Source organism: Azospirillum sp. NS33 (genome assembly GCF_059703765.1).
Genome location: NZ_BAAKJB010000016.1, coordinates 96,059 through 121,226, shown reverse-complemented (window position 1 = coordinate 121,226; position 25,168 = coordinate 96,059). Strand labels below are relative to the sequence as shown.

At 72.8% G+C, this 25,168-nt stretch carries 18 protein-coding genes; 14 read left to right on the top strand and 4 right to left on the bottom strand.

Features of this window, described 5'->3' with window-relative positions:
• Nucleotides 1–117: 117 nt before the first annotated feature.
• Together AC6H2I_RS15680 and treZ are read left to right on the top strand one after the other, a co-directional pair.
• On the top strand, nt 118–738 hold the full coding sequence (locus AC6H2I_RS15680; protein ID WP_497501602.1) for a LuxR C-terminal-related transcriptional regulator: 621 nt from the start codon (nt 118–120) through the stop codon (nt 736–738).
• Nucleotides 739–929: 191 nt separating this feature from the next.
• Entirely contained in the window at nt 930–2,816 is a 1,887-nt protein-coding gene (gene treZ / locus AC6H2I_RS15675) for a malto-oligosyltrehalose trehalohydrolase (RefSeq protein ID WP_497501601.1), read from the top strand.
• A gap of 21 nt (nt 2,817–2,837) precedes the next feature.
• Here the strand turns inward: treZ and AC6H2I_RS15670 are convergent, their stop codons facing one another.
• Nucleotides 2,838–3,152 (bottom strand): hypothetical protein, encoded by a 315-nt coding sequence (locus AC6H2I_RS15670; protein WP_497501600.1) that lies wholly within the window; start codon nt 3,150–3,152, stop codon nt 2,838–2,840.
• Nucleotides 3,153–3,309: 157 nt separating this feature from the next.
• Here AC6H2I_RS15670 and AC6H2I_RS15665 point away from each other — a divergent pair, with 157 nt between their 5' ends.
• The 9 genes from AC6H2I_RS15665 (at nt 3,310) to AC6H2I_RS15625 (ending at nt 20,143) form a co-directional block, all read left to right on the top strand.
• A complete protein-coding gene (locus tag AC6H2I_RS15665) occupies nt 3,310–4,740 on the top strand; it encodes a TolC family outer membrane protein (RefSeq protein ID WP_497501599.1) in 1,431 nt (476 codons plus the stop codon).
• An 8-nt stretch (nt 4,741–4,748) separates the two neighbouring features.
• Nucleotides 4,749–5,987, top strand: coding sequence for an efflux RND transporter periplasmic adaptor subunit (locus AC6H2I_RS15660; RefSeq protein WP_497501598.1), 1,239 nt, complete (start codon nt 4,749–4,751; stop codon nt 5,985–5,987).
• Between the two features lie 3 nt (nt 5,988–5,990).
• Complete coding sequence (locus tag AC6H2I_RS15655; protein WP_497501597.1) at nt 5,991–8,018, top strand: MacB family efflux pump subunit; 2,028 nt, start codon at nt 5,991–5,993, stop codon at nt 8,016–8,018.
• 244 nt (nt 8,019–8,262) lie between these two features.
• A complete protein-coding gene (locus AC6H2I_RS15650; protein WP_497501596.1) occupies nt 8,263–8,454 on the top strand; it encodes a hypothetical protein in 192 nt (63 codons plus the stop codon).
• Between the two features lie 102 nt (nt 8,455–8,556).
• Nucleotides 8,557–8,979 carry an alternative ribosome rescue aminoacyl-tRNA hydrolase ArfB gene (arfB, locus tag AC6H2I_RS15645; protein ID WP_497501595.1) on the top strand — a complete coding sequence of 141 codons (423 nt, stop codon included), beginning with the start codon at nt 8,557–8,559 and terminating at the stop codon, nt 8,977–8,979.
• 252 nt (nt 8,980–9,231) lie between these two features.
• Nucleotides 9,232–14,880, top strand: a complete 5,649-nt coding sequence (locus AC6H2I_RS15640; protein WP_497501593.1) for a right-handed parallel beta-helix repeat-containing protein — start codon at nt 9,232–9,234, stop codon at nt 14,878–14,880.
• A gap of 69 nt (nt 14,881–14,949) precedes the next feature.
• Entirely contained in the window at nt 14,950–16,152 is a 1,203-nt protein-coding gene (locus AC6H2I_RS15635; RefSeq protein ID WP_497501592.1) for an efflux RND transporter periplasmic adaptor subunit, read from the top strand.
• Complete coding sequence (locus tag AC6H2I_RS15630) at nt 16,149–19,241, top strand: efflux RND transporter permease subunit (protein WP_497501591.1); 3,093 nt, start codon at nt 16,149–16,151, stop codon at nt 19,239–19,241. The genes AC6H2I_RS15635 and AC6H2I_RS15630 overlap by 4 nt, the downstream gene beginning before the upstream one ends.
• Before the next feature lie 89 nt (nt 19,242–19,330).
• A complete protein-coding gene (locus AC6H2I_RS15625; RefSeq protein ID WP_497501590.1) occupies nt 19,331–20,143 on the top strand; it encodes a MipA/OmpV family protein in 813 nt (270 codons plus the stop codon).
• A 98-nt stretch (nt 20,144–20,241) separates the two neighbouring features.
• Here the strand turns inward: AC6H2I_RS15625 and AC6H2I_RS15620 are convergent, their stop codons facing one another.
• Entirely contained in the window at nt 20,242–21,603 is a 1,362-nt protein-coding gene (locus AC6H2I_RS15620) for a sensor histidine kinase (protein WP_497501589.1), read from the bottom strand.
• On the bottom strand, nt 21,603–22,274 hold the full coding sequence (locus AC6H2I_RS15615) for a response regulator transcription factor (protein WP_497501588.1): 672 nt from the start codon (nt 22,272–22,274) through the stop codon (nt 21,603–21,605). The genes AC6H2I_RS15620 and AC6H2I_RS15615 overlap by 1 nt, the downstream gene beginning before the upstream one ends.
• 146 nt (nt 22,275–22,420) lie before the next feature.
• Between AC6H2I_RS15615 and modD the strand changes: the two genes are divergently transcribed.
• The 3 genes from modD (at nt 22,421) to AC6H2I_RS15600 (ending at nt 24,322) form a co-directional block, all read left to right on the top strand.
• On the top strand, nt 22,421–23,260 hold the full coding sequence (gene modD, locus AC6H2I_RS15610; RefSeq protein WP_497501587.1) for a ModD protein: 840 nt from the start codon (nt 22,421–22,423) through the stop codon (nt 23,258–23,260).
• A gap of 134 nt (nt 23,261–23,394) precedes the next feature.
• Nucleotides 23,395–23,748, top strand: a complete 354-nt coding sequence (locus tag AC6H2I_RS15605; protein ID WP_497501586.1) for a hypothetical protein — start codon at nt 23,395–23,397, stop codon at nt 23,746–23,748.
• A gap of 97 nt (nt 23,749–23,845) precedes the next feature.
• Entirely contained in the window at nt 23,846–24,322 is a 477-nt protein-coding gene (locus AC6H2I_RS15600) for a hypothetical protein (protein WP_497501585.1), read from the top strand.
• Nucleotides 24,323–24,361: 39 nt separating this feature from the next.
• On the opposite strand, the gene AC6H2I_RS15595 is transcribed toward AC6H2I_RS15600, so the two are convergent.
• On the bottom strand, nt 24,362–25,057 hold the full coding sequence (locus AC6H2I_RS15595) for a LuxR C-terminal-related transcriptional regulator (RefSeq protein ID WP_497501584.1): 696 nt from the start codon (nt 25,055–25,057) through the stop codon (nt 24,362–24,364).
• Nucleotides 25,058–25,168: the final 111 nt, after the last annotated feature.

Genomic DNA, 25,168 nt, shown 5'->3' with positions numbered 1-25,168 from the left:
CTCCGCGACTATTATATGCTGTCTTTAAAAAGAAACCGCCGGGGAATTGACGCAAATCAACACTTCGACGACACTCCCTACGCAAACATTTGCTCCGCATCTGCAAAGGAGAGTGCTGTGCGTTTGTTGATGGCCGACGACCACGTCATGGTTCGCGACGGGTTGCGCCCTTTCCTGCGGGAGATCGCCAGCGATGTGGACATCCACGAGGCCGGCTGCTACGGCGACATGCTGGAGATCCTGGCCGGCGTCCCCGGCGTCGCTCTTCTCATCCTCGACCTCCGGCTGCCGGGCTTGGACCTTCCCGACGGCATCCGCGCCATCCGCAGCCGCCATCCCGACCTGGCCGTCGCGGTTCTGTCGTCGGTGACCGACCGCAAGTTCGTCCTCGCCACCCTCGCGCAGGGCGTCGCCGGCTTCATCCCCAAGCGGCTGAGCGCCCAGGCCATGGTGTCGGCGCTGCGCCTCATCGTCGCCGGCGAGCGCTACGTCCCGGCGACGGTGATCGAGGACGCGCCCGGCGACGGCATCCGCTGGACCGGCGGCGACGGCGAGCCGCGGCTGACCAACCGGGAGCGGGAGATCCTCGACCTGCTGCGCGAGGGGCTTTCCAACAAGCTGATCGCCCGCCGCCTCAACGTCAGCGAGGTCACCGTGAAGTCCCACCTCTGCCACGTCTTCCGCAAGCTGGGTGTGCAGAACCGCGTGCAGGCGGCGCGCTTCGACAGCGGGCGCTGATCGCCCGCCGCGATCCCGGGCCGCTGATCGCCCGCCGCGATCCCGGGCCGCCGATCGCCCGCCGCCGATGCCCCCGCCTGGGCGCCGCCCAGGCCGCTCCCCGCCGCCGCCCACCCGGGATGTTCCGGCCGGCCGCCCTGTTGTGGGACGATCGACGGCCGCCCGGCCGTCCGTGGCCGAGGGGGCGCACCGTGACCAGTTCCCGATCCGTCATCGCCACCGCCCGGCGCCATCCGGTCGGCGTCGAACCGCTGCCCGGCGGCCGCGCCCTGGTCCGGGTGTGGGCCCCGAAGGCGCGCCGGGTGGATCTGGTGGTCGAGCCCGGCGGCCGGGCGGTCCCGCTGACGGTGGAAGGCGACGGCCATGCCTGCGCGGTGGTCGACGGCCTGGAGCCCGGGACGCGCTACGGCTTCCGCCTCGACGGCGCCGGCCCGCCGCTGCCCGATCCCGCATCGCGCTTCCAGCCCGACGGGCCGCACGGCCTGTCCGCCGTCGTCGACCCCACCCGCTTCGCGTGGACCGACCAGGCCTGGCTCGGCCGGACCATCGAGGAGGCGGTGCTCTACGAAATGCACATCGGGACGTTCATGCCGGAGGGCACCTGGGACGCCGCGGCGGAGCAGCTTCCCGCCCTCGCCGCCCTCGGCGTCACGGTGCTGGAGGTGATGCCGGTGGCGGCCTTCCCCGGGCGCTTCGGGTGGGGCTACGACGGGGTCGGGCTGTTCGCGCCGACCCAGCTCTACGGCGACCCCGATGCCATGCGCCGGTTCGTCGACCGCGCCCACGGCCACGGCCTGGCGGTCATCCTCGACGTCGTCTACAACCACTTCGGCCCCGCCGGCAACGTTCTGCCCCGCTTCTCCGACGCCTACACCACCGACCGCTACGACAACGAATGGGGGGACGCCGTCAACTTCGACGGCCCCGACAGCGGCCCGGTGCGCGCGTTCGTCCTGGCCAACGCCGCCTACTGGATCGAGGAGTTCCACCTCGACGGGCTGCGCCTGGACGCCACCCAGCAGATCGTCGACCGTTCCACGCCGCACATCCTGGCGGAGATCCGCCGCGCCGTGGCGCGGGCCGCGGCCGGCCGCGCCACCCTGGTGATCGGCGAGAACGAGCCCCAGGACGGCACCCTGCTGCGCCCCTTCCCGGCCGGCGGCTGCGGCCTCGACGCCCTGTGGAACGACGATTTCCATCACAGCGCCATGGTCGCGCTGACCGGCCGCAACGAGGCCTACTACAGCGACCACCGCGGCCGGCCGCAGGAATTCGTGTCGGCGCTGAAGCACGGATTCCTCTACCAGGGCCAGTGGTACCGCTGGCAGACGCAGCCCCGCGGCACGCCGACCCGCGGGGTGCCGCCCGCGGCGTTCGTCGGTTTCCTGCAGAACCACGACCAGATCGCCAACTCCGGCGGTGGCCAGCGCGGCCACGCCCTGGCCGCCCCCGGCTGCTGGCGCGCGTTGACGGCGTTGCTGCTGCTCGGCCCCGGCACGCCCATGCTGTTCCAGGGCCAGGAATTCGCGGCCTCGGCCCCCTTCCTCTACTTCGCCGACCACGAGCCGGATCTGGCGGCCCGGGTGGCCGAGGGGCGGGCCGCCTTCCTGGCGCAATTCCCCAGCCTGGGCCGCGCCGCGACGCAATGCCATGGCACCGCCCCCGGCGACCCGGAGACCTTCCGGCGCTGCGCGCTCGACCACGGCGAACGCGAGCGCAACCGGCCCGTCTGGGACATGCACCGCGACCTGCTGCGCCTGCGCCGCGAGGACCCGGCCCTCCGCACCCGCGGCACCGGCGGCCGCGACGGCGCGGTCCTGGGGGAGCAGGCCTTCGTGGTGCGCGTGTTCGGGCCGGCCGACGACGACCGCCTGCTGCTGGTCAACCTCGGCCTGGACCTGCCGCTGGAGCCGATGCCCGAGCCGCTGCTGGCGCCCCCCGCCCGCCGCCGCTGGGCGCTGGTGTGGTCGAGCGAGGACCCGGCCTACGGGGGCGTCGGCACGCCGCCGCTGGCCGAGAACGGGCCCTGGACCCTGCCCGGCCACGGCGCCCTGCTGCTGGCCGCCCGCCCGCGGTGAGCGCCGGTCAGGCGGCGCCGGTCAGGCGGCGGCGCGCGGCGCGCGGTCGGCGGCGGGCCGCGTCACGGCCAGGCCGCGGGCATGGTGGATGGTCTGCAGCAGGATGTCGTGGAACTCCTGGGCGGCGAGGTCGCTCCATTCCGGGGCCGCGTCGGGGAAGGTCATCTTGCGGGCCGACAGGTCGAACACCCGCAGCCAGTCGTCGGCCATGCCCGCGGGGTCGCCGGAGGCCCGGAACACCTCCTCCATCAGCTTGACCAGCAGGGCCCGCATGGCCAGCAGGTTCACGTGCAGCAGCATGTTGCCCATCATGGTGTCGGCATCGTCGGTGCGCATCGCCGGGGGTCCTTCTCGGGGTGACATCACCGATGGCACGGCCGGCACGGCGGAAGCAGGCGCTGAAATTTTTTCCCACGCCGCCGCCGGGATCCGCCCGCCCGCCCCGTACCAGCGGTGACATGACCTGACGCCATCCATTGCAACAGCGGTGACCATGCCAAGCAGCCAACGACGGCACGACCGGCGGTCGTGCCGCATCCTGTCCAGGGCGATCGGCGGCGCCCTCCTCCTGGGGCTGGGGCTGGGGCTGGGGCTGGGGCTGGCCCCGGCCCCGGCGTCGGCCCAGTCGCTGGCCGACGCCCTCGCCCAGACGTACGCCACCAGCCCGACCCTGGCCGCCGCCCGCGCCCGCCTGCGCGCCGTGGACGAGCAGGTCCCCCAGGCGCTGGCGGGCTACCGGCCGACGGCGCAGGCGACGCTGTCGACCGGCCGCGAGGCCGCCGACACGCGGTATGCCGGCGGCACCCGGGTGCGCACCGCCAGCACCCCCAAGGCGCTGACGGTCAGCGCCGCCCAGCCGCTGTTCGACGCCGCGGTGGCGCCCGACGTGCGGCGCGCCGAGCGCACCGCCGAGGCCGGCCGCGCCACCCTGCGCGGCGTCGAGCAGACCGTCCTCCTGGACGCGGCGACCGCCTACCTCAACGTCGTGCGCAACCAGCAGATCCTCGATCTGCGCGCCAGCAACGAACGGGTGCTCGAGCGGCAGCTCGACGCCGCCCGCCAGCGCCGCCGGGTGGGCGAGTACACCGTCACGGACGTGGCCCAGGCGGAGTCCCGCATCGCCGAGGCGACCGCCGCCCGCATCGCGGCCGAGGGCACGCTGGAAACCAGCCGGGCCACCTACGCCCGGGTGGTCGGCGACCGGCCCGGGCCGCTGGCCCAGCCGGACTTGGCGCTGCCGTTGCCCGACACCCTCGACGCGGCGGTCGCCCGGGCCGGCACCGACCACCCCGAGGTGGTCGCCGCCCGGCACGAGGAGGCGGCGCAGCGCCACACCGCCGACCAGCGCGCCGGCGCCCTGCTGCCGTCGGTGAGCGCCGCGGCCAGCGCCGGGCGGACCTACGACCCCGGGCAGTCCGACGGCGTGACCTATGAGCGCACCGACAGCCTGTCGCTGTCGGTGCGGGCGACCATACCCCTCTACCAGGCGGGGCTGCCCGAGGCGCGGGTGCGCGAGGCCAAGCACACCGCCGCCCGCCTGCGCCTGCTGGCCGACGAGGCGCGGCGCGCGGCGACCCGGGACGCGGTCACCGCCTGGGAGGGGGTGCAGACGGCGCGCGCCACCATCCGCTTCTCCCGCACCCGGATCGCCGCCGCCGAGGCGGCGCTGCACGGCGTGACCGAGGAGGCGGCGGTCGGCGCGCGCACCCTGCTCGACGTGCTGGACCAGGAGCAGGAGCTGCTGGAGGCCCGGGTCGGGCTGGTGGAGGCCCGCCACGACGCGCTGGCCGCCGGATTCCGGCTGCTCGCCGCCACCGGCGCGCTGACCATCGATCGGGTTGCCCCGGGCGTTGCGACCTATGACCCGGACCCCCATCTTCGGGCGGTCCGCGGTCGCTGGACCGGGACGGGTATCGAGGAGTGAGGGCAGGCATGGCGCGCAAACGGACCATCATCACGCTGGCGGTGGCCACGGTGCTCGGCATCGCGGCGGCGGCGGCGGCGATCGAGGGTGCGGGCACCGGCGACGGGCCGGCAGCGACGGCGGCGGCCGATGTGATGACCGCCCCGGTGACCGTCGGCGACATCGAGGAGACGGTGCTGGCCAGTGGCATGCTGAAGCCGTCGCGCCTGGTCGCCGTCGGCGCCCAGGTGTCCGGCCGGGTCACCGGCGTCGCGGTGGCGGTGGGCGACGACGTCCGCGCCGGCGACCCGCTGGCCGCCATCGATTCGGTCGAACAGCAGAACCGCGTGCGCACCGCCGAGGCGCAGCTCGCCAACGTGCGGGCCCAGCGCGCCGAGCGGGTCGCCCTGCTGACCAAGGCGGAGCTGGCGCTGGAGCGCCAGCAGCGGCTGGTGCGCCAGCGCAACGTGTCGCAAGCCGATTTCGAGGCCGCCGAGGCCGAGGTGGAGACCGTGCGCGCCCAGATCGACGCCCTCGACGCGCGAATCGCCGAGGCCGAGGTGGCGGTGGAGATCGCCCGCACCGACCTCGGCCACACCCGCATCACCGCGCCCATCGACGGTACGGTGCTGGCGGTGGTGACCCAGGAGGGCCAGACCGTCAACGCCGTGCAGTCGGCGCCGACCATGGTGGTGCTGGGCCAGCTCGACACCATGACGGTGCGGGCGGAGATCTCCGAGGCCGACGTGGTCCGCGTGACCCCCGGGCAGCCCGTCTACTTCACCATCCTCGGCGCTCCCGACCAGCGCTACGAGGCGACACTCGGGGCGATCGAGCCGGCCCCGGAATCGGTGGTCAGCGACAGCAGCATCGCCTCGGCCAGCGGCACCAGCAGCCGCACCACCAGCTCGACCTCCACCTCCGCGGCGATCTACTACATCGGCGTGTTCGACGTGCCCAACCCGGGGCGCCAGCTGCGCACCTACATGACCGCCCAGGTGCACATCGTCGTCGGCACGGCCAAGGGGGTGCTCACCATCCCCTCCGCGGCCCTGGGCGCCCGCGACGCCCAGGGGCGGCACACCGTGCAGGTGCTCCGGCCGGACGGCGCGACGGAGCCGCGCACCGTCGAGATCGGGCTGAACGACATGGTCACGGCCGAGGTGCGGTCCGGCCTGAAGGAGGGCGAGCGGGTGGTCACCGCGCGTCTCGCCGGGGCCGCGGGCGGCGGCACCCGCCGCGGCCCGCCCTCGCCGCTGGGGTTCTAGGGCATGGACGCCGGTGGCACGACGGCCCGCCCCGCGACCCGTCCGGCGCTGATCGCGCTCAGCGACCTGTGGCGGGAGTTTCCGTCCGGCGAGGGCACCATCGCCGCGCTGAAGGGGGTCGACCTGACCATCGAGGCCGGCGAGATGGTCGCCATCATCGGCGCCTCGGGGTCGGGCAAGTCCACGCTGATGAACATCCTCGGCGGCCTCGACCGGCCGACCCGGGGCAGCTACCGCATCGCCGGGCGGGAGACCGCCAGCCTCGGCCCCGACGAGCTGGCACGGCTGCGCCGCGAGCATTTCGGCTTCATCTTCCAGCGCTACCACCTGCTGCCGGAGCTGACGGCGCTGGGCAACGTGGAGGTGCCGGCGATCTACGCCGGCCAGCCCCCCCGGGAGCGCCACGCCCGCGCCGCCGCCCTGCTGCGCCGGCTCGGCCTCGAAGACCGCACCGGCCACCGGCCCAACCAGCTCTCCGGCGGCCAGCAGCAGCGCGTGTCGATCGCCCGCGCCCTGGTCAATGGCGCCCAGGTCATCCTGGCCGACGAACCGACCGGCGCGCTGGACAGCCACAGCGGCGAGGAGGTGCTGCGCATCCTCAAGGAGCTGCACGCCGAGGGAACGACGATCATCGTCGTCACCCATGACCCGGCCATCGCCGCCCACGCCAACCGCGTCGTGGAGATCGCCGACGGCGCCATCCGGTCCGACCGGCGCACCGCGCGCGAACCCGGCCCGTCGGTCACGCCCGGCCCGTCCGTCACGCCTGATCGGCCGGCCACGCCGCGGCCGGCGCCCCCGGCCGGCCGGACCGGCACGCTGGGCGCCGCCGCAGGGCGCTTTCGCGAGGCCTTCGCGATGGCCCTGCGGTCGATGGCGGCACGGCGCATGCGCGCCTTCCTCACCATGCTCGGCATCGTCATCGGCATCGCGTCGGTGGTGTGCGTGGTGGCCCTGGGCGAGGGGTCGCGCCAGCGGGTGCTGTCGGACATCCGCGGCCTCGGCACCAACACCCTGGAGGTCTTCCCCGGCCGCAGCTTCGGCGACGTCCGTTCGGGCAAGGTGCGCACCCTGGTGGTGGGCGACGCCGACGAGCTGGCGCGCCAGCCCTACCTGGCCGCCGTGACGCCGACCGTGTCGACCGCCAGCACCGTCCGCTTCGGCGCCACCGAGGCCAACGCCCAGGTCAGCGGCGTCGGCGCCCAGTATTTCGAGGCCAAGGGCACCACCCTGCTGGAGGGCCGCGTCTTCGACGCCCGCGGCGTGCGCACGCTGGCCCAAGAGGCGGTGATCGACGAGAACACGCGCCAGGCCCTGTTCGGCGGCCAGGCCGGCGCCGCCCTCGGCCGGACCCTGCTGATCGGCCGCGTCCCGGTGCGGATCGTCGGCGTCGCCAAAGCGCAGCAGGGCGGCTTCGGCGGCAGCCAGAACCTGTCGGTCTACCTGCCCTACACCACCGTGCAGGCGCGGATGCTGGGCAGCGACACCCTGCGCAGCATCGCCGTCCGGGTGGCCGACGACACCGCCATGGACCTGGCCGAGCAGGCGGTGACCGCCCTGCTGGAGCGCCGCCACGGCACCAGGGACTTCTTCATCCTCAACACCGACGACATCCGCCAGACCATCACCAGCACCACCGAGACCCTGACCCTGCTGATCGCCGCCATCGCCGTGATCTCGCTGGTGGTCGGCGGGATCGGGGTGATGAACATCATGCTGGTCTCGGTGTCGGAGCGGATCAACGAGATCGGCGTGCGGATGGCGGTGGGCGCACGCCGCAGCGACATCCTCCAGCAGTTCCTCATCGAGGCGGTGCTGCTGTGCCTGGCCGGCGGCCTGCTGGGCATCGGCGCGGCGCTGGGCTTCGGCGCCGCCTTCAACGCCCTGGTGTCGAGTTTCAGCCTGGTCTACTCCGGCACCTCCATCGTCGCCGCGGTGGTCTGCTCCACCGTCATCGGCGTGCTGTTCGGCTTCGCCCCGGCACGCAACGCCGCCCGCCTCGACCCGGTGGTCGCCCTGGCCCGCGACTGACGCCCCATGCTGCGGTGCAGCAGACCATCGCCACCACCATCCGCGGGTCCGGCCAACCATCGGCGCCTTCCATTTTGACCGTTGAAAACGCTTGTTTTCCTGATACCTGTGATGCGGGTCAGCCATGCTGCCCTATCCACCGATGGGCCTTGATCGCGCCCCCCGCCGGGCCCATTCTTGCTGCAACGCACAACACCGTCCCTGGGAGGGACGCCTTCTCGTTGTCATGAGGAGGAGAGTACCGATGATCACCCATCCCGAGTTTTCCAGCTTCCCGACCCCCGAAGAGATCCAGGCGATCCAGCGCCAGGCCGAGCGCGAGCGGGCCCTGTGCATCCGCGGCGCCGTAGGCCGCCTGTTCCGGGCCATGACCGCGCTGAGCGCGCCGCGGTACGAGGGGCCCTTCCCCGCCGGCACGGTGGCCGGCCGGCGCTGACCGCCGCGGGGCCGCCGGGAGGGGTGGCGCCCCGCCGCGGGCGCCACCCCGCCCGCACTTTTCGCTGGCGCACGGCGCGATCCCGGTTAGGGTGACGGCATCATGATCCGCGTCACCCACCGCATATCTCTGGACGAAGGCGAACTCCAGGAGGAGTTCGTGCGCGCCTCCGGGCCCGGCGGCCAGCACGTCAACAAGACGTCCTCCGCCGTCCAGCTCCGCTTCGACGTGGCGGCGTCCCCGAACATCCCCACGGACGTCAAGGCCAGGCTCGTGCGCCTGGCCGGCTCCCGCATGACCAACGAAGGCGTGCTGATCCTGGTCGGCGACAGTTACCGCTCGCAGATGCGCAACCGCGAGGACGTGCGCGAGCGCCTGATCGACCTGATCCGCGACGCCACCGTGGTGCCCAAGACCCGCCGCCCGACCAGGCCGACCCTGGGATCGAAGCAGCGCCGGCTGGAGGGAAAGTCCAAGCGGTCCGAGGTCAAGAAGGGCCGCCAGGGACCGGGACCGCAGGACTGAGAGACCGGGGCGTCGGGCACGCCGGGTGGCGCCCTGAGCGCGCCCTGACGCCCGCGCCGACGATCCCATTCCCCCGTCGCCATCGAAGACAACCCCGTCCGGCGGATTGACGATCTCCCCCCTGGAAGCCCACCATCCCGGGCAACGCGTGGTCGTCGCTCCGGATCGGTAGAAAAAACAGCAGCGCTCGGCAGACATCGACGCAATGTCCTTGTATCCTACCTTCCTAGGAGAGGGGAAGGCGTCCTGACGATGAGCGAGTTCTTGTGCATCGAAAGCGACGGATGGAAGGGTGTGGAATCGGCATTGGCCGCTGCCCGAGACGGCGATGTCGTCCGGCTGCGCCCCGGTGTGTACGAAGGGGAGGGCACGCTGTCGGTCCCCGGCGGCGTCACCCTGGCCGGCATGGCCGGCACCGTGCTGCGTCGCCACGCCTCCTTCCCCCTGATCCGCCTGCATGAGGCCGATGGTGGCGGGGTCGAGGATCTGCGCCTCGAAACGGGAGACCGTTCCGTTCGAACCAAACCACCGGACGGGCAACCTTTCAGAGAGAATGCGCCGGACGGCGATCCCACCGGTACGGACTCCGGCCTTGTGGTTGTCACCCGATCACGGAACGTGGTCTTGCGCAGGCTGGACCTTTCCGGTGTCGGCGACGAGGGCGAGACGATTCATGGGATTTTCCTGCATGATGGCGACCAGTGCGTCGTGGAACACTGCCGCATTGCGTTTTCCGGGCATTCCGGGATTCGCCTGCAGGGGTCGCGGGCGCGGATCGTTCAGAACGACATCTCGACGGCGCGCCACGGCATCTCCCTCGTTCCGGCGCGATCAGACGCACCGCGTCCGTCCTCCGCGCGGATCATTGGCAACCTCTGTCATCAGAACAGAGAATTCGGCATCCTCCTGTCATCGGGCGAGGCCGAGGCCATCGAAGGGAACGAATGCTGGGACAACGGGGTCAGCGGGATCGCTCTCCAGCGGGACGAGAAAAGCCCGCACGAGCCGTCACGGGCCTCCATCCGCAACAACCGATGCCATATGAACGGGGGGTTCGGCATCATCTTGTCTTCGAGCTGGTCCGACGCCATCGAGGGCAACGAGTGCTGGGGCAATGGACTCAGCGGAATATTGTTGACCCGGGACGACCTGAGCCCGGACACGCCGTCGCAGGCCCCCATCCGCAACAACCGATGCCATGATCAGGCGCAGTGTGGCATCATCCTGTTCTCGAGCGGGTCCGAGGCGATCGACGGCAACGCATGCTGGGGCAACGGGGTCAGCGGGATCGCTCTCCAGCGGGACGAGAAAAGCCCGCACGAGCCGTCACGGGCATCCATCCGCGACAACAAATGTCATGGGAACAGGGAATTCGGCATCGTCTTGTCTTCAAGCACGTCTGACGCCATCGAGGGCAACGAGTGCTGGGGCAATAGGCTGAGTGGAATCCTGTTGACCCGGAACGCGCTGAGCCCGGATGCGCCGTCGCTTGCGCGGATCCGCAACAACCGCTGCCACGACCAGGCGGAGTGCGGCATCATCCTGTTCTCGAGCGAGTCCGACGCGATCGAGGGCAACGAGTGCTGGGCCAACAGCCTCAGCGGGATCGCGCTCCAGCGGGACGAGAAAAGTCCGCACGAACCGTCACGGGCACCGATCCACAACAACCGATGCCATGGAAACAGCAAATTCGGCGTCGCCCTGTCGTCGAGCGAGTCCGAAGCCATCGACGGCAACGAATGCTGGGGCAATGGACTCAGCGGAATACTCCTGACCCGGGACGGCCGGAGCCCGGACGCGCCGTCGCGGGCATCCATCCGCGAGAACCGGTGCCATGAGAACAAGAACACCGGCATCCTCCTGTCGTCGAGCGAGTCCCAGGCGATCGACGGCAACGAGTGCTGGGCCAACAGCCTCTGCGGAATCGCTCTCCAGCGGGACGAGAGAAGTCCAGGCGATCCGTCGCGCGCGCCGATCCTCAACAACCGGTGCCATGAGAACAAGAACACCGGCATCCTCCTGTCGTCGAGCGAGTCCGAGGCGATCGACGGCAACGAGTGCTGGGCCAACAGCCTCAGCGGAATCGCTCTCCAGCGGGACGAGAGAAGTCCAGGCGAGCCGTCGCGCGCGCCGATCCTCAACAACCGGTGCCATGAGAACAAGAGCACCGGCATCCTCCTGTCGTCGAGCGAGTCCGAGGCGATCGAGGGCAACGAGTGCTGGGCCAACAGCCTCAGCGGAATACACCTCAACCGGGACGGCCAGAGCCCGGACGCGCCGTCGCAGGCCCCCATCCGCAACAACCGATGCCACGACCAGGCGGAGTGCGGCGTCGTCCTGTTTTCGAGCGAGTCCGAGGCGATCGAGGGCAACGAATGCTGGGCCAACGGCCACAGCGGGATCGCTCTCAATAGGGACGAGAAAAGTCCGCGCGAACCGTCGCGCGCACCGATCCACAACAACCGATGCCATGAGAACAAACTTTCGGGCATCCTCCTGGCGTCGAGCGAGTCCGAGGCGATCGAGGGCAACGAATGCTGGGCCAACAGCCTCAGCGGCATACACTTCCACCGGGAAAGCAAAAAAAGTCCGGACGCGCCATCGCGGGGCCCCATCCGGAACAACCGGTGCCATGACCAGGGGGAGTGCGGAATCATTCTCGGTTCGAGCGAGTCCGGGGCGATCGACGGCAACGAATGCTGGGGCAACAGCCACAGCGGAATACACCTCGGCCGGGACAGCAGCAGTCCGGACACGCCGTCGCGGGCGCCCGTCCGCAACAACCTCTGCCATGACAACAGGTATTCCGGCATCCTCCTGGCATCAAGCGAGTCCGAGGCGATCGAGGGCAACGAATGCTGGGCCAACGGCCACAGCGGGATCGCTCTCCAGAGAGACGAGAAAAGTCCGCGCGAGCCGTCGCGGGCCGACGTCATTGGCAACACCTGTGACAACAACACGAAGTCGGGGTTCTGGGCTCCCGGGGCGGACCTTCCGGCCGTCCGGCGCAACCGGGTCTGGGACAACGGCAACCCGTCACTCCTGCCCCATCCGGACGCGCCCGATACGCCCTGGACGCCGCCGCAATCCGCCCTGGCCACCCTGCCCGACCCGGGAGCCGGGGAGCGGCGCTCGAAACAGGCGGGCATCGACGCGATGCTGGAGCGGCTGGAACGGCTGGGCGTGACGGACGGTGCGGCACTCGCCCGGTTCGTCCTGGGGTCCGGCTGCTCCCGTTGCCTCGCGTCGGCATGGGGGGGCAGGACATGGCACGACCCGCCCCCATCCGGAACGCCGAGCGCGGTTGTTCCAGGCCTCACATTCGCCGCGCCGACCCGATCCACCGGCCGCAGCCCGGCGGCGGCGGGGCAAGCGTTCCGCCTGGACGAGGACGGCGCGTCGAACTTCACGTTTCTGGCGACGGGGCAAGCGACACTGAACGGCCGGATCTGGGACTACGCGCGTGCCAACGCAGGGGCGCCGCAGCCCCGCCCGCTGATCATCGGCGTCCTCACCGGCGCCTCGGCCGATCCGCTGGAGGGTCTGAACCGAGACCTGGAACACATCCGGCAGGCGGCACACGGACACGAGGCGGGCTTGATGGCGACGAGCCCCGCGGCCCACGCCGTGTTCCGCGCTTACGACCGAAAGGGGTGGGGTGTCGGGGCACCGCTCGTCGTGGACTGCGCCGCCCGCGTGACGGGCGCCCTGGCCGGCGCGCGTCCCGAGTTTCCTCTGTTTCAGCGCGAGGTTCTGGGAACGGGAAACCGATGGCTGGCGCGGCTCGCCCTGTGCCTGCGCCCGGTTCCGTTCCTGGAGCTGATGGCGTCGCTTGCCGGCTTGTGCGCGGTCCTCGCAATGCTCGGGCATTGGGCTGGCTTCGAGGGGTCGGCCATGGATCTGCCCGGCGCCGTGCAGCACTTCGCGCTGCGCGCGCCGGAGGCTCTCCTTCCCGCCTTGTGCCTGCTGCTCGCCGTGCCCGCGCTGATCGCCAATCGCGCCCTGCCCCACATACTCCAGATCACCTTGCCCGCCCGCGTCTATGAAGCGGCAACAGCGGCCTTGGGATTCTCGATCGCCTCTCTTCTAAGGGGACGCGAACCGATCGCATCGGCCCGCTGGGTCGGCAAGCGCCTGTTCGGTGGGTCGAACCAGGCCCTGGGGCTGCTCGTTCTGCACGACCCCGCCCTGTGGCTGGACGAGGATCTTGAGGTTCTGCATGCTGTGCTCGACCGGCGACCACCGGAACAAGCCCTCTGTGTGATCGTGCCGATCCGCCAGACGTCGCACATGGTGGCGGGACTGCTGCGTCCCTGGCGCGATCCGGCACCGCTCCCCTCTCGCCCTCGACCTGCGGTCGACATCGAACTTCTGGTGTGTGCGGGCGCCGACACCGCCCCGCTTGCCACGCCGACGGCCGATCAGGACGACGGGACTGTGCTGTTCGGGCTGAGGGGCGAGCCCGGGAAGGCGCCACCGCGTTCGCTGGTCGACGGCCTGCGCGACCGCCGCCTGACGATCGAGGATCTGGTTCCGCTTCTGATCGTCGCCTCGACCCCGGAAATCCCGTTCTTCATCACCTTCGATCAGCAGAACACCGAGCCATCGCTCAACGAGGCGCTGCTCCCGTATGTTCTCTTCTTCACCAATGACGACGGAAAGAAGCCGATCCCGGTGGAGCGCGACGAGGCGGAAGGCCGCGTCCAACGCTCCCCCGCCACCTATTTCGTCGTGGCGCCCGATGGCGATCGCACGGCGCGTCGCTTCGTCGGTCTGGCGGGCTATCAGGAGGACATGCTGGACGCGCTGCGCCCGGTGTTTGCCAGCCCGGGCGGCGACCTGGACGCCTATGTGCGCGGCTTGCGCGGCTGTGGCCTTTTGCACAACCTCACCCAGGCCGCCGAGCGCCTTGGCGCCGACGACCTGACCGAAGACGTGGCGGCCCGTGTTGTCCGCCACCTCGACGCCGCATCGTCCCTCGCCCGGGCAACCGGTCCCGTCGCCTCGGAGGACGTCCGTTCGCGCATGCTGATGGAGGCGTGGGAGGCCCTGGCGCAGCGCTTGGCCAGGATCAGGCTCTCGGACAGCCGTGTCCTGCGCCAGGCCGCGTTCGACATTGCCGGGCTGGCCTATGGCACCGCCTCGCCGGCGCCCGAGCGCACCGCTCAACGCCTGATCGACCAGTTCGCCACATACCGTCACGGCGGGTGGGAGAGCGGCGAGGGGTCGTTGCTGGCGCACGTGTTCCGGCAACTCGACGAAACGGTGCGCTCCGTTGCCGAACTGGAAACACGCTACGGCAACCGTGTGTTCGACCACACCCTGTCCGGTGCCTGGCGCCATCTCGCCCCGATCCTTGCCCCCCATCTGCGCACGGATCTGGACCAGGCCCGCCGCGCCGTGCCCTCCCTTGAACGGCGTCTGGCCGAGGCCGGGCGCGACGATCTGATGAGACTGCTGAACGCCCATGTCGGCGACGTCCGCGGATTCATGACGATTTGCTACTGCACCGCGGCCCGCTGCGCCACCGACATCGACCGCCAGGACCGGCTTGCGGCGGCGCTGTTGCAGCACCGGGACACCGGGCTCCGGATCGAACCGGACATGGCCGTCGCCCCCCCCCCCTCCTCGGGCGCGATCATCCCGTGGCTGGCCGATCCGCAAACCTTGGACATCTTACGGCGCGGCGTTGCCGATCGGCACGCGCACGCGGACGAACAGGACCGGGTGTATCTGGGCTGCTTCGACCCGCGCAACGCCGAGGTCGAGAACATAGTCGAGGTCATTCTCTCCGGAACACGCACCGACGTGACGGTCGAATCGCCCCCGGGGACGGTGGCCGGGCGAGCTGACCAGCGCCGCCACGGCGGCGGCCCCGTCCGGGCAGCGCCGGGGGCGTGATTCACGCCAGACTTCCGCAATGCCGCCAGCCGATCCTCCGCCGAGGACTCACGAGCTGGAGAGACAGGCATGACCTGCCGCGCACCCCGACCGGCGGCCCCGCACACCGCGGCCCTGGACCGTCGCCGCCGCCCCGGCGCCCTGTTCCTGGCGGGGGTCGGGTTCGGCGTCGCGCTGGGCGTGGCGGCCGGGATCGTCGCCGTCGAGGGCCCCGGCGCTCCGCCGCCGGCCGCGGGCGCGGGGACGCCGCCCCGGCCGGCGCTGACCGTCACCGCGGCGCCGCCGCGCCGGGCGCCGTGGCCGGTGACGATCGCCGCGTCGGGCGCCATCGCCGCCTGGCAGGAGGCCAGCGTCGGCGCCCAGATCGGCGGCTACCGGCTGGTGGACGTGGCGGTGAACGTGGGGGACCGTGTCGCCAAGGGCCAGGTGCTCGCACGGTTCGACCCCGCCCTGCTGCGCGCCGAGGAGGCCCAACTGGCGGCCAGCCACGACCAGGCCGAGGCCGACCGCCGCCGCGCCCTCATGCTGGAGCGCCGGGGCAACATCAGCGACAAGGATCTCCTCGAGCACGACACACGGGCGCGCATCACCGCGGCCCAGCTCGCCGCCAAACGGCTCCAGCTCGCCCACACCGCGGTGGTCGCCCCCGACGACGGGGTGATCTCCGCGCGCAGCGCCACGCTGGGCGCCGTGGTGCCGGTCGGCCAGGAGCTCTTCCGGGTCATCCGCCAGAGCCGGCTGGAGTGGCGCGGCGAACTGACCGCCGCCCAGCTCGCCCGGGTCGCCCCCGGCCAGGGCGTCGAGCTGGCCCTGCCGGACGGCAGCCGGACCACCGCCACCGTGCGGCAGGTCGCGCCGACCCTGGACGAGCGGTCGCGGCTGGGCACCGTGTACGCCGACCTCGCGCCGGGCGCGAGGGCCCGCGCCGGCATGTACGCCGACGGCCGCATCACCCTCGGCCGGAGCCCGGCCCTGGCGGTTGCCGCGCAGAGCGTGGTGATCCGCGACGGCCGCGCCTACGTGGCCGCGCTGGACGGCGGGGCCGACGCCGCCACCGTGTCGCTGCGCCCCGTCACCACCGGCCGCCGCCGCGACGACGAGGTGGAGATCGTCGACGGCCTCGCCGAGGCCGACCTCCTGGCGGTCCGCGGCGCCGGCTTTCTCGACGACGGCGACGTCGTGCGGATCGTCGACCCCGGGCCGGCCGTCGCGGCTGCCGGGAACCAGGTCGCCGGGACCCCGGTCTCCGGGGACGGGGGGATCCGGCCATGAACCTCGCCACCTGGTCCATCCGCAACCCCGCCCCGGCCATCCTCCTGTTCGTCCTGCTGACGCTGGCCGGGCTGTGGGGATTCCGCTCCCTGCCGATCCAGCGGCTGCCCGACCTCGACCTGCCCCGGGTCAGCGTGACCCTGAGCCAGCCCGGCGCCGCCCCCGCCCAGCTGGAAACCGAGGTGGCGCGGCCGGTCGAGGATTCCCTTGCCACCCTCGCCGGGTTGAAGCACATCCGCACCGCCGTCACCGACGGCCAGGTGGCGTTCGACGTGGAGTTCGCCCTGGAGACGCGGCTGTCGGACGCGCTGATCGACACCAAGGACGCCATCGACCGCGTGCGCTCGGACCTGCCGGCCGACCTGCGCGAACCGGCGGTGAGTGCGGTCACCATCGGCAACCGCCCGATCCTGGTGTTCTCCGTCGCGTCCGACCGGATGGACGAGGAGGCGCTGTCGTGGTTCGTCGACGACGCCATCGCCAAGGCGGTGGTCGCGGTGCCGGGCGTGGGCCGCTTCGAGCGGGTCGGCGGCGTCCAGCGCGAGGTGCGCGTCGATGCCGACCCGGTGCGCCTCGCCGCCCTGGGCGCCACCATCGGCGACGTGTCGCGGGCGTTGCGGCAGACCCAGCAGGACGCCTCGGGCGGCCGCGGCCAGCTGGGCGGCGCGGAACAGTCCGTGCGCACCGTGGCCACCGTGCCGCGGGCCGCCGATCTCGCCGCCTTGCCGATCGTCCTGGCCGACGGGCGGCACCTCCGCCTTGACCAGGTCGCCGGCGTCGGCGACGCCATCGCCGACCGCACCCAGGCGGCGCTGCACAACGGCGTTCCCGTCGTCGGGTTCAAGGTCTACCGCGCCAGGGGCCACGACGATGTGGGCATCGCCGAGGGCGTGGGCCGGGTCCTGGAGTCGCTGTCGGACACCGAACCCGGCCTGCGGGTCTCGCTGGTGTCGGGCACGGTCGCCGACACGCTGGAGCAGTACCGGGGCTCCATGGACATGCTGTACGAGGGCGCCGCCCTCGCCGTCCTGGTGGTCTGGTGGTTCCTTCGCGACTGGCGGTCGACGCTCATCGCCGCCGCCGCCCTGCCGCTGTCGATCCTGCCCGCCTTCGCGGCGATGGCGCTGCTCGACTACTCACTCAACACACTGACCCTGCTGGCGCTGGCGGTGGTCGTGGGCATCCTGGTCGACGACGCCATCGTCGAGATCGAGAACATCGAGCGCCACCGCCGCGCCGGCAAGCCGATCCTGCAGGCCACCGCCGACGCGGTGACGGAGATCGCGCTCGCCGTGATCGCGACCACCTTGTGCCTGGTGGTGGTGTTCCTGCCGACCGCCTTCATGAGCGGCGTGCCGGGCCTGCTGTTCCAGCAGTTCGGCTGGACCGCGGTGATCGCCGTGCTGGCGTCGCTTCTGGTCGCCCGCCTGCTGACACCGATGATGGCGGCCCACCTCCTGGTCGGCCACGCCGCGGACGGGCCGGGCGACGGCCGGGCGATGCGGCGCTACCTCGCCACCGTGCGCTGGTGCCTCGCCCACCGGGCGGTCACCCTCGGCGGCGCCGTCGCCTTCTTCGCCGCCTCGCTGGCCCTCCTGCCGCTGATCCCCCGCGGGCTGATCCCGCCGGCGGACGGCGGCTACGTGTCGGTGGGCTTCGAACTGCCACCCGGCAGCGCGCTGGAGAGCAGCCTGGCGACGGCCGAGGCGGCGCGCGCCGTGCTCACCGGCCTCCCCGGCGTCGCCAGCGTGTTCGCCACCGCCGGCGAGGCGGTGCGCTCGGGCGGCGGCGGAAGCGCCGGGGGCGAGGTGCGCACGGGAACCCTGACCCTGACGCTGGCCCCGCGCGACGCGCGGCCCCGCCAGGGCGAGGTCGAGGCCGCCGCGCGCGTCGCCCTGGAGCGCGTGCCGGGCGCCCGCTTCGCCGTAGGCGAGGGGGTCGGCACCAAGCTGGAGCTGATCCTGGCCAGCGCCAACGAGGTGGCGCTGATCACCAGCGCCCGCGCCCTGGCGCGCGAGCTGCGGGGCGTCGACGGCCTGTCGAACATCGCCTCCACCGCCAGCCTGGAGCGGCCGGAGATCCGTGTCCGGCCGGACCCCCGGCAGGCCGCCGAACGGGGGGTCACCACCGCGGCCATCGCCGAGACCGTCCGCATCGCCACCAGCGGCGACCACGATTCCCAGGTCGCCCGGCTGAACCTCGACACCCGCCGCGTCTTCATCCGGGTGCGGGTCGCCGCGGCGGCGCGCCACGACCTCGAGGCGCTGGGCAGCCTGCGGGTGAGCGGGCGCGGCGGCGCGCTGGTGCCGCTGTCCAGCGTCGCGACGCTGTCGGTCGCCAGCGGGCCGACCCGGATCGACCGCTACGACCGCCGGCGCTACGTCACGGTGGAGGCCGACCTCGGGGATCTCCCCCTGGGCACGGCGCTCGCCGCCACCAGCGCCCTGCCATCGGTGCGCGGCATGCCGTCGGGCGTGGCGCTGATCGAAACCGGGGATGCCGAACTCGCCGGGGAACTCGCCGCCGGCTTCGCCATGGCCATCGCGGTCGGCGTGCTGTGCGTGCTGTGCGTGCTGATCCTGCTGTTCCGCGACGTCTTCCAGCCGCTCACCATCCTGTCAGCGCTGCCCCTCTCGCTGGGCGGCGCCTTCGTGGCGCTTCTGGCGGTGGGCAGCGAGCTCGACGTCCCGTCGATGATCGGGCTGGTGATGCTGATGGGAATCGTCACCAAGAACTCCATCCTGCTGGTCGAACACGCCATCGCCGGGCGGCGCGACCGCGGCCTCCCGCTGGACGAGGCGCTGCTCGACGCCTGCCACGCCCGCGCCCGGCCGATCGTCATGACCACGGTGGCGATGGCCGCGGGCATGATGCCGATCGCCCTGGGCCTCGGGGCCGATGCGAGCTTCCGTCAGCCGATGGCGGTGGCGGTGATCGGCGGGCTGCTCACCTCCACCGCGCTCAGCCTTCTCGTGGTGCCCGTGGTGTTCGTCCAGGCCGACCGCGCCGAGCACGCCCTGGCGGGCCTGTTCCGTCGCCGCCGGGCCGCCGGGCCGCGCCCGGGCGGCGCGGAGAAAACGGCGCCGTGAGGCCCCCGCCGCCAGCCTGCGGCAATGTCGCAAGCGTCAACTGCGCCGTACCCGGGATCCTTCCCATCACACAAGAGGACGCAAGCCGCATGTCGCTGCTTCACACCCGCGCGCCGGCCCTGGCGCTGACCGGATTCGTCGCCACCGCCCTCGCCGCGGGCACCGCACGGGCCGAGGACGGGCCATCCGGGCCGGCGCCCGGCGACTGGTCGGCGCGGATCGGAGTCGGCGCCGCCGTGACACCGGAATACCTGGGCAGCGGCGAGAGCTCCGTCTCCCCGGTGCCGGTGGTCGATCTGCGCTACCGGCTGGGCCTGACCGGCCTGGACACGGTCTTTCTCACCACCAGCGACGGCCTGGGCGTGGTCGTGCTCCGCCAGGGCGTCTTCACCGCCGGCGCCAGCGTCACCTATGCGCCCGGCCGCGAGGAGGACGACGGCGACCGGCTGCGGGGGATGGGCGACATCGACGGTGCGGCGCACGGCAAGCTGTTCCTGCGCGCCGACATCGGGGCGCTGGGGCTGTCGCTGGACGCCGACCGCGCGTTCGGCGCCCAGGACGGCACGACCGTCACCCTGGAGGCGTCGTACGGTGCCCGCCTCACCGAGGCGCTGACGCTCACCGGCCACGTCGCGGCGACCCTGGCCGACGAGGACAGCCAGCGCCAGTGGTTCGGCGTCACCGACGATCAGGCGGCCCGGTCGGGCCTCGCCGCCTACCAGCCGGACGGCGGGCTGCAAAGCGGCGACATCGGCATCACGGCCAGCTACGCCTGGACACCGGACTGGACCCTCACGGCCCGGGTCGGCGTCGTCCAGCTGCTGGGGGACGCCGCCGACAGCCCCATCGCCGAGGAGGAAACCCACCCGTACGGCTTCCTCGGCGTCTCCTACCGCTTCTGATCCCGCGGTGACGGGCGGGGGGAGACGGGCCGGGGCGCCGCGCGCCCGACCCGTCTCCCCCCGTCGGCCGTCCCCCCCGTCGGCCGGGCCCCCTCCGGTCAGGCTCCCTCCGGCCGGGGCCCCTCCGGCCGGGCCTGGACCGGGGCGGCGAGTGCCGCCGCCGAGGGGAAGCGGATGCGGAACACGGCCCCCGGCCGCGCGTCGCTCAGATCGATCGAGGCGCCATGGGCGTGCAGCACCTCGCGGACGATGTACAGGCCGAGCCCGGCACCGCCGCCCCCGCCGGATCTCTGGAACGCCTCGAACACGCGGTCGCGCCCGTCGTCACCGATGCCGGGGCCGTTGTCGGCCACCTCCACCACCGCGTCGGCGCGCACCCGCACCTCGACCGAGACATTGACCCCGCCATGGGCCAGCGCGTTGCTCACCAGGTTCAGGAGCACGCTGCGCAGCGCCTGCTCGTCGCCGCACAGCTCCAGCCGCGCCAGGGCGGACTCGAAGGACAGGCTGTTGCCGGCGCCGATGGCGAGCGGCCCCATCTCCGCCACCACGTCGCGGGACAGCGCCACCACGTCGAGCGGCCGGCGGCCGCTGGCCCCGGCGTGGTGCAGCCGCTCCACATCCAGGAGCTGGTCGGCCAGCATGGCCAGCCGCTTCACGTCGCTGCGCAGCGCCCGCTTCGCCGCCCCGTCGGGCAGTTCGTCCAACCGGACGCCGAGGATGGCGATCGGGGTGCGCAGCTCATGGGCGGCGTTGGCCATGAACCGGCGCTGGCGCTCGTGCTCCTGGCCAAGCCGGGCGAAGGCGGCGTTGGTGGCGCTGACCAGGGGGAGGATCTCGGCCGGCACGCCCTCCTCCGGCAGCGCCGGCACCGCCTTGCCCGGGGTCAGGGCTGCGGCGGCCTCCGCCGCGCGCTGCACCGGGCGCAACAGGAAGTGCACCAGGCGGACGGTGACCACCGCGGTGCAGGCGGCCGCGACGACCAGCACCGCGAGCCAGCGCCGAAGCCCATCCGCCAGCCACACGCGCACCCCGTCCCACAGGTCCCCACGATGCCCGCCGAACACCACGCCGACCGGGCTGGGCCAGGTGACGAACTGGAAGGCCACGCTCCGCGGGTTGACCCGGTCGTCATCGAAGAGGTCCATGCTCGCCGCCGCACCACCCTCGACCTTCATGTTCCCGTCGGTCGCGAAGAACCAGAAGTCGGGATTCTCCGCCATATAGGCCGACAGCCCCGGGGTGGGCACCAGGACGAGCCGGCCAGCCGCGTCGTGGAGCAGGGAGGACGCCAGCAGCGGCCCGACCTCCTCGCGGGCGAACCATTCGGCGAAGGATGCCCGCGGCTCGGTAAGCGGCCGCGCCAGCACCACCAGCAACCCCACCAGGGCGAGGAACGCCACCAGCCCGACGATCATCCGGCGGGCCAGGGACGGTGGCCTGCGGCGGCGGCCCGCCATCACTCCGCCTTGGCCATGTAGCCGACGCCGCGCAGGGCGTGGATCGCCACCCCGGCACCGCAGTCCGCCAGCCGGCGGCGCAGGCGCGACACGTGCGAGTCCACCGTGTTGGAGGTCGGCGCGTCGTCGAAGCCGAACAGCGCCCCCTCGATGCTCTCCCGCAGCACCACCCGGCCGGCGCGGCGCAGCAGCAGGTCGAGCAGCGCCAGCTCGCGCCGCGGCAGCGGCAGCGGCACGCCGTCGACCACCGCCTCGCGGTGCACGGGGTCGAAGGTGAGGGCGCCGAGGACCAGGGGTTCCGGCGGCACGCCGGACCGGCGCCGGGTCACCGCCCGCAACCGGGCCAGCAGTTCGTCCAGCTCGAACGGTTTGGCCAGATAGTCGTCGGCGCCGGCGTCCAGTCCCTCCACCCGCTCGCCGGTCTGGCCGCGGGCGGTCAGGACGATCACCGGCGGCGGATCGGACAGCGCGCGCACCGCCGGCAACAGGTCGAGGCCGTCGCCGTCGGGAAGGCGGCGATCGAGCAGCACGGCGCGCAGCCCGGTTTCGCGGACCGCCTCGCGGGCCTGGGCCAGATCGGGCACCCAATCGACCACGAAGCCGCGCCGGCCGAGGGCGGCGCGCAGCACGGAGGCCAGCTCGACCTCGTCTTCAACCAGCAGGATGCGCATCGGCCCGGCACTCGGAACAGGAGGGGCCACCCCTACCACCGCAACATTGCCAAAGTCTGACCGGCCGCCGCGGCGCATCCGGCTCGACGCCGCCGGGAATATCTGCGACACCGGAGTCCCCTGCCCCGACACCGGACCCGCCGGCCATGCAGCCCCTGCCCGACGCGCGCATCGACGCCCTGCTGTCCCAGGACGCGCCACACGGCGACCTGACGACCGAGGCCCTCGGCATCGGCGAGCGGCCGGGCCGGATCGGCTTCGCCGCCCGCGACGCCATGGTGGTCGCCGCGGTGGAGGATGCGGCGCGCATGCTGGAGCGGTGCGGGGCCCGCGTGATCGAGCGGTGCCCGTCGGGCGCGGCGCTGGCCGCCGGCGACCTCTTCCTGGTGGCCGAGGGACCGGCCGCCGCGCTGCACCGCGCCTGGAAGGTCGCCCAGACGCTGGTGGAGTACGCCTCGGGCATCGCCACCCGGGCCCGCCGGATCGTCGAGGCGGCGCACGCCCAGGCGCCGGGGGTGACGGTGGCCTGCACCCGCAAGAACTTTCCGGGCACCAAGGACACCGCGGTCAAGGCGGTGGTGGCCGGCGGCGCCACCATGCACCGCCTGGGCCTGTCGGAGACCGTGCTGGTGTTCGCCGAGCACCGTGCCTTCCTGGCGACCGACGCCGCCACCTGGATCGCCGGCCTCCGGCGCCTGGCGCCGGAAAAGAAGGTGGTGGTCGAGGTGGCCACGGTGGCCGAGGCCATCGACCTGGCGTCGGCCGGGGCGGAGGTGCTGCAGCTGGAGAAGCTGCCCCCCGACTCCGTCGGCGCCGTGGTGCGGGCCGTCGCCGGCCGCCTGCCCCGCCCCATCGTCGCCGCGGCGGGCGGCGTGACCGAGGCCAACGCCGCCGCCTACGCCGCCACCGGGTGCGATGTGCTGGTCACGTCGGCCCCCTATTTCGGGCGCCCCCTCGACGTCCGGGTGACGCTGGGTCCGGCCTGAGCGGGCGCGGCGGTCCCCGCCACCGCGACGGGCCTGGACGTGCGGCCGGCCCCGGGCCATCCTGCCGGCCCGACACCCGGCCGCAGCCGTGCGGCCCCAGCGAGGACATCCAGCGTCATGACCGACGGCCAGCCATGAGCGACTTTTCGATCGGAGACCGCGTCACCGTCCACACCTCCCAGGGCGGTCCCCAGGCCCTGGCCGAGGTCTCGGCCTTCACCCACGACGGGCGGCGGATGGAGCTCTCGGACGGCAGCGAGTGGCGGGCCGACGGCAAGCGCCAGTGGGGCTTCCGCGGCTCGTTCTACAAGGGACCCTTCGTCGAACCGGAGCGCGACGGCGACGCCGCCCACATCGCCAAGCGCCGCGCGGTCGGGCTCATCCGCAAGTTCGCCAACGACCTGGGCATGGACACGCCGCTGGAGGCCGCCGCCCTGCAACGGATCGTCGACGCGATCGACGCCGAGAAGGCGTCGGCCGGCTCCTGATCGCCACGGCGCGTGACAGGCAGCGTTGGTTGCCCCAACATTCCGCTACCGGACCCCGGAGCGGGGCCGCGGACCGGATGTCACGAAGGGGATGGAGATGCGGGCGCGCGCCGCCGCCGCCGGGTACGTGACCACCTTGGCCGCGGCCGCCTATGGCGGGCACGCCGGGTTCACCACGCTGCTTGGCCTGCGGAGCCCGCCCGGCGCAGGCGCGCTGGCCGCCCTGTGCGCGGCGCTGGCCGCCGCCGCGATGTGGCCGCGCCGCACGCCGGCGCGGCCACGGGGACCACGCCGCGCCGCGCTGGAGATCGGCAGCCGCACGGCCGGGCTGTTCTACCTGCTGTTCACCGCGGTGACGGTGGCGCAGAACGCCGGGCCGTATTTCGCCCAGGCCGAGGGGCCGCTGGACACCGCCGTGGTGGCGGTGTTCAGCCTGCCGGTGGTGGTTCTGTTCGCCACCGGCGCGATGATCTGGAGCACGGCCGGCGCCGGCATCTTCGTGTCGGTGGTGGTGGCACGGCTGTGGCTGCGGGTGCGCGACGCGCGGGGCGGGGCCGCCCCCGGCACCGGATAGGCCGGCCCACGCGGAACGCCGCCGCGCGCCCGGTCCCGGTCACCCGGCCTCCGGAAGGCAGCCGTTGCGGGCGGCCATCACCGCGACCTGCGTGCGGTTGCGCACCCCCAGCTTCTGCATGATCGCGCGGACATGCACCTTGACCGTACCCTCGAGCACCCCCAGGGCGCGGGCGATCTCCTTGTTGGATTGGCCGGCCAGGAGAAGCCGGAACACGTCGCGCTGGCGGCCGGTCAGGCGGTCCAGCACACCCCGGCCGGCCGGGGCGGCGTCCGGTGCCAGGGTCCCCGTCAGCACCGCGCGCGGCAGGGGCAGGAAGGTCTCCCCGGTCAGCGCCAGCGACATCGCGTGCTCCAGCACCTGGGTCGAACTGCTCTTCAGGATGTAGCCGCGCGCGCCCAGGCGCACGCTGGCGACGATGTCGGCCACCTCGTCCGATTCCGCGATGACCAGCAGCGGCCGGCCGTCGAGCGCCTCGACCATGCGCTCCAGGGCGTCGCGGCCCCGGCCGTCGCCGAGGTCGAGGTCGAACAGCACCAGCGTCAGGCCGGAGGTGCCGCCCGCCAGGGCCAGGGCGTCGTGCAGGCTGCCCGCTTCCAGCACCGTCGCGCCCGGCCGGATCTCGCGCACCGACAGGGCGAAACCGTGACGCACCAGGGGATGGTCGTCCACCACCAGGAAGGTCTGACCCTGCCCGGCGCCGGCGCTTCCCGCCGGGCCCACCCGATTTTCCATCGCGTTGCCGCCTTCGTTGTGCCGTTTCCCGGATCGGGTCAGGCTCCGCACCGCTTCGACGTCCAGCCTCCGAGGCTCCAGCCTCCCGTCCATCGAGGATTCCCCATCCAA

Coding starts and splice junctions, on each gene's coding strand:
- AC6H2I_RS15640 (WP_497501593.1), top strand. CDS start 9,232: ATGAGCGAGTTCTTGTGCATCGAAAGCGACGGATGGAAGGGTGTGGAA.
- modD (WP_497501587.1), top strand. CDS start 22,421: ATGCAGCCCCTGCCCGACGCGCGCATCGACGCCCTGCTGTCCCAGGAC.
- AC6H2I_RS15600 (WP_497501585.1), top strand. CDS start 23,846: ATGCGGGCGCGCGCCGCCGCCGCCGGGTACGTGACCACCTTGGCCGCG.
- AC6H2I_RS15615 (WP_497501588.1), bottom strand. CDS start 22,274: ATGCGCATCCTGCTGGTTGAAGACGAGGTCGAGCTGGCCTCCGTGCTG.
- AC6H2I_RS15635 (WP_497501592.1), top strand. CDS start 14,950: ATGACCTGCCGCGCACCCCGACCGGCGGCCCCGCACACCGCGGCCCTG.
- AC6H2I_RS15630 (WP_497501591.1), top strand. CDS start 16,149: ATGAACCTCGCCACCTGGTCCATCCGCAACCCCGCCCCGGCCATCCTC.
- AC6H2I_RS15665 (WP_497501599.1), top strand. CDS start 3,310: ATGCCAAGCAGCCAACGACGGCACGACCGGCGGTCGTGCCGCATCCTG.
- AC6H2I_RS15650 (WP_497501596.1), top strand. CDS start 8,263: ATGATCACCCATCCCGAGTTTTCCAGCTTCCCGACCCCCGAAGAGATC.
- AC6H2I_RS15620 (WP_497501589.1), bottom strand. CDS start 21,603: ATGGCGGGCCGCCGCCGCAGGCCACCGTCCCTGGCCCGCCGGATGATC.
- AC6H2I_RS15605 (WP_497501586.1), top strand. CDS start 23,395: ATGAGCGACTTTTCGATCGGAGACCGCGTCACCGTCCACACCTCCCAG.
- AC6H2I_RS15595 (WP_497501584.1), bottom strand. CDS start 25,057: ATGGAAAATCGGGTGGGCCCGGCGGGAAGCGCCGGCGCCGGGCAGGGT.
- AC6H2I_RS15625 (WP_497501590.1), top strand. CDS start 19,331: ATGTCGCTGCTTCACACCCGCGCGCCGGCCCTGGCGCTGACCGGATTC.
- AC6H2I_RS15655 (WP_497501597.1), top strand. CDS start 5,991: ATGGACGCCGGTGGCACGACGGCCCGCCCCGCGACCCGTCCGGCGCTG.
- AC6H2I_RS15670 (WP_497501600.1), bottom strand. CDS start 3,152: ATGCGCACCGACGATGCCGACACCATGATGGGCAACATGCTGCTGCAC.
- arfB (WP_497501595.1), top strand. CDS start 8,557: ATGATCCGCGTCACCCACCGCATATCTCTGGACGAAGGCGAACTCCAG.
- AC6H2I_RS15660 (WP_497501598.1), top strand. CDS start 4,749: ATGGCGCGCAAACGGACCATCATCACGCTGGCGGTGGCCACGGTGCTC.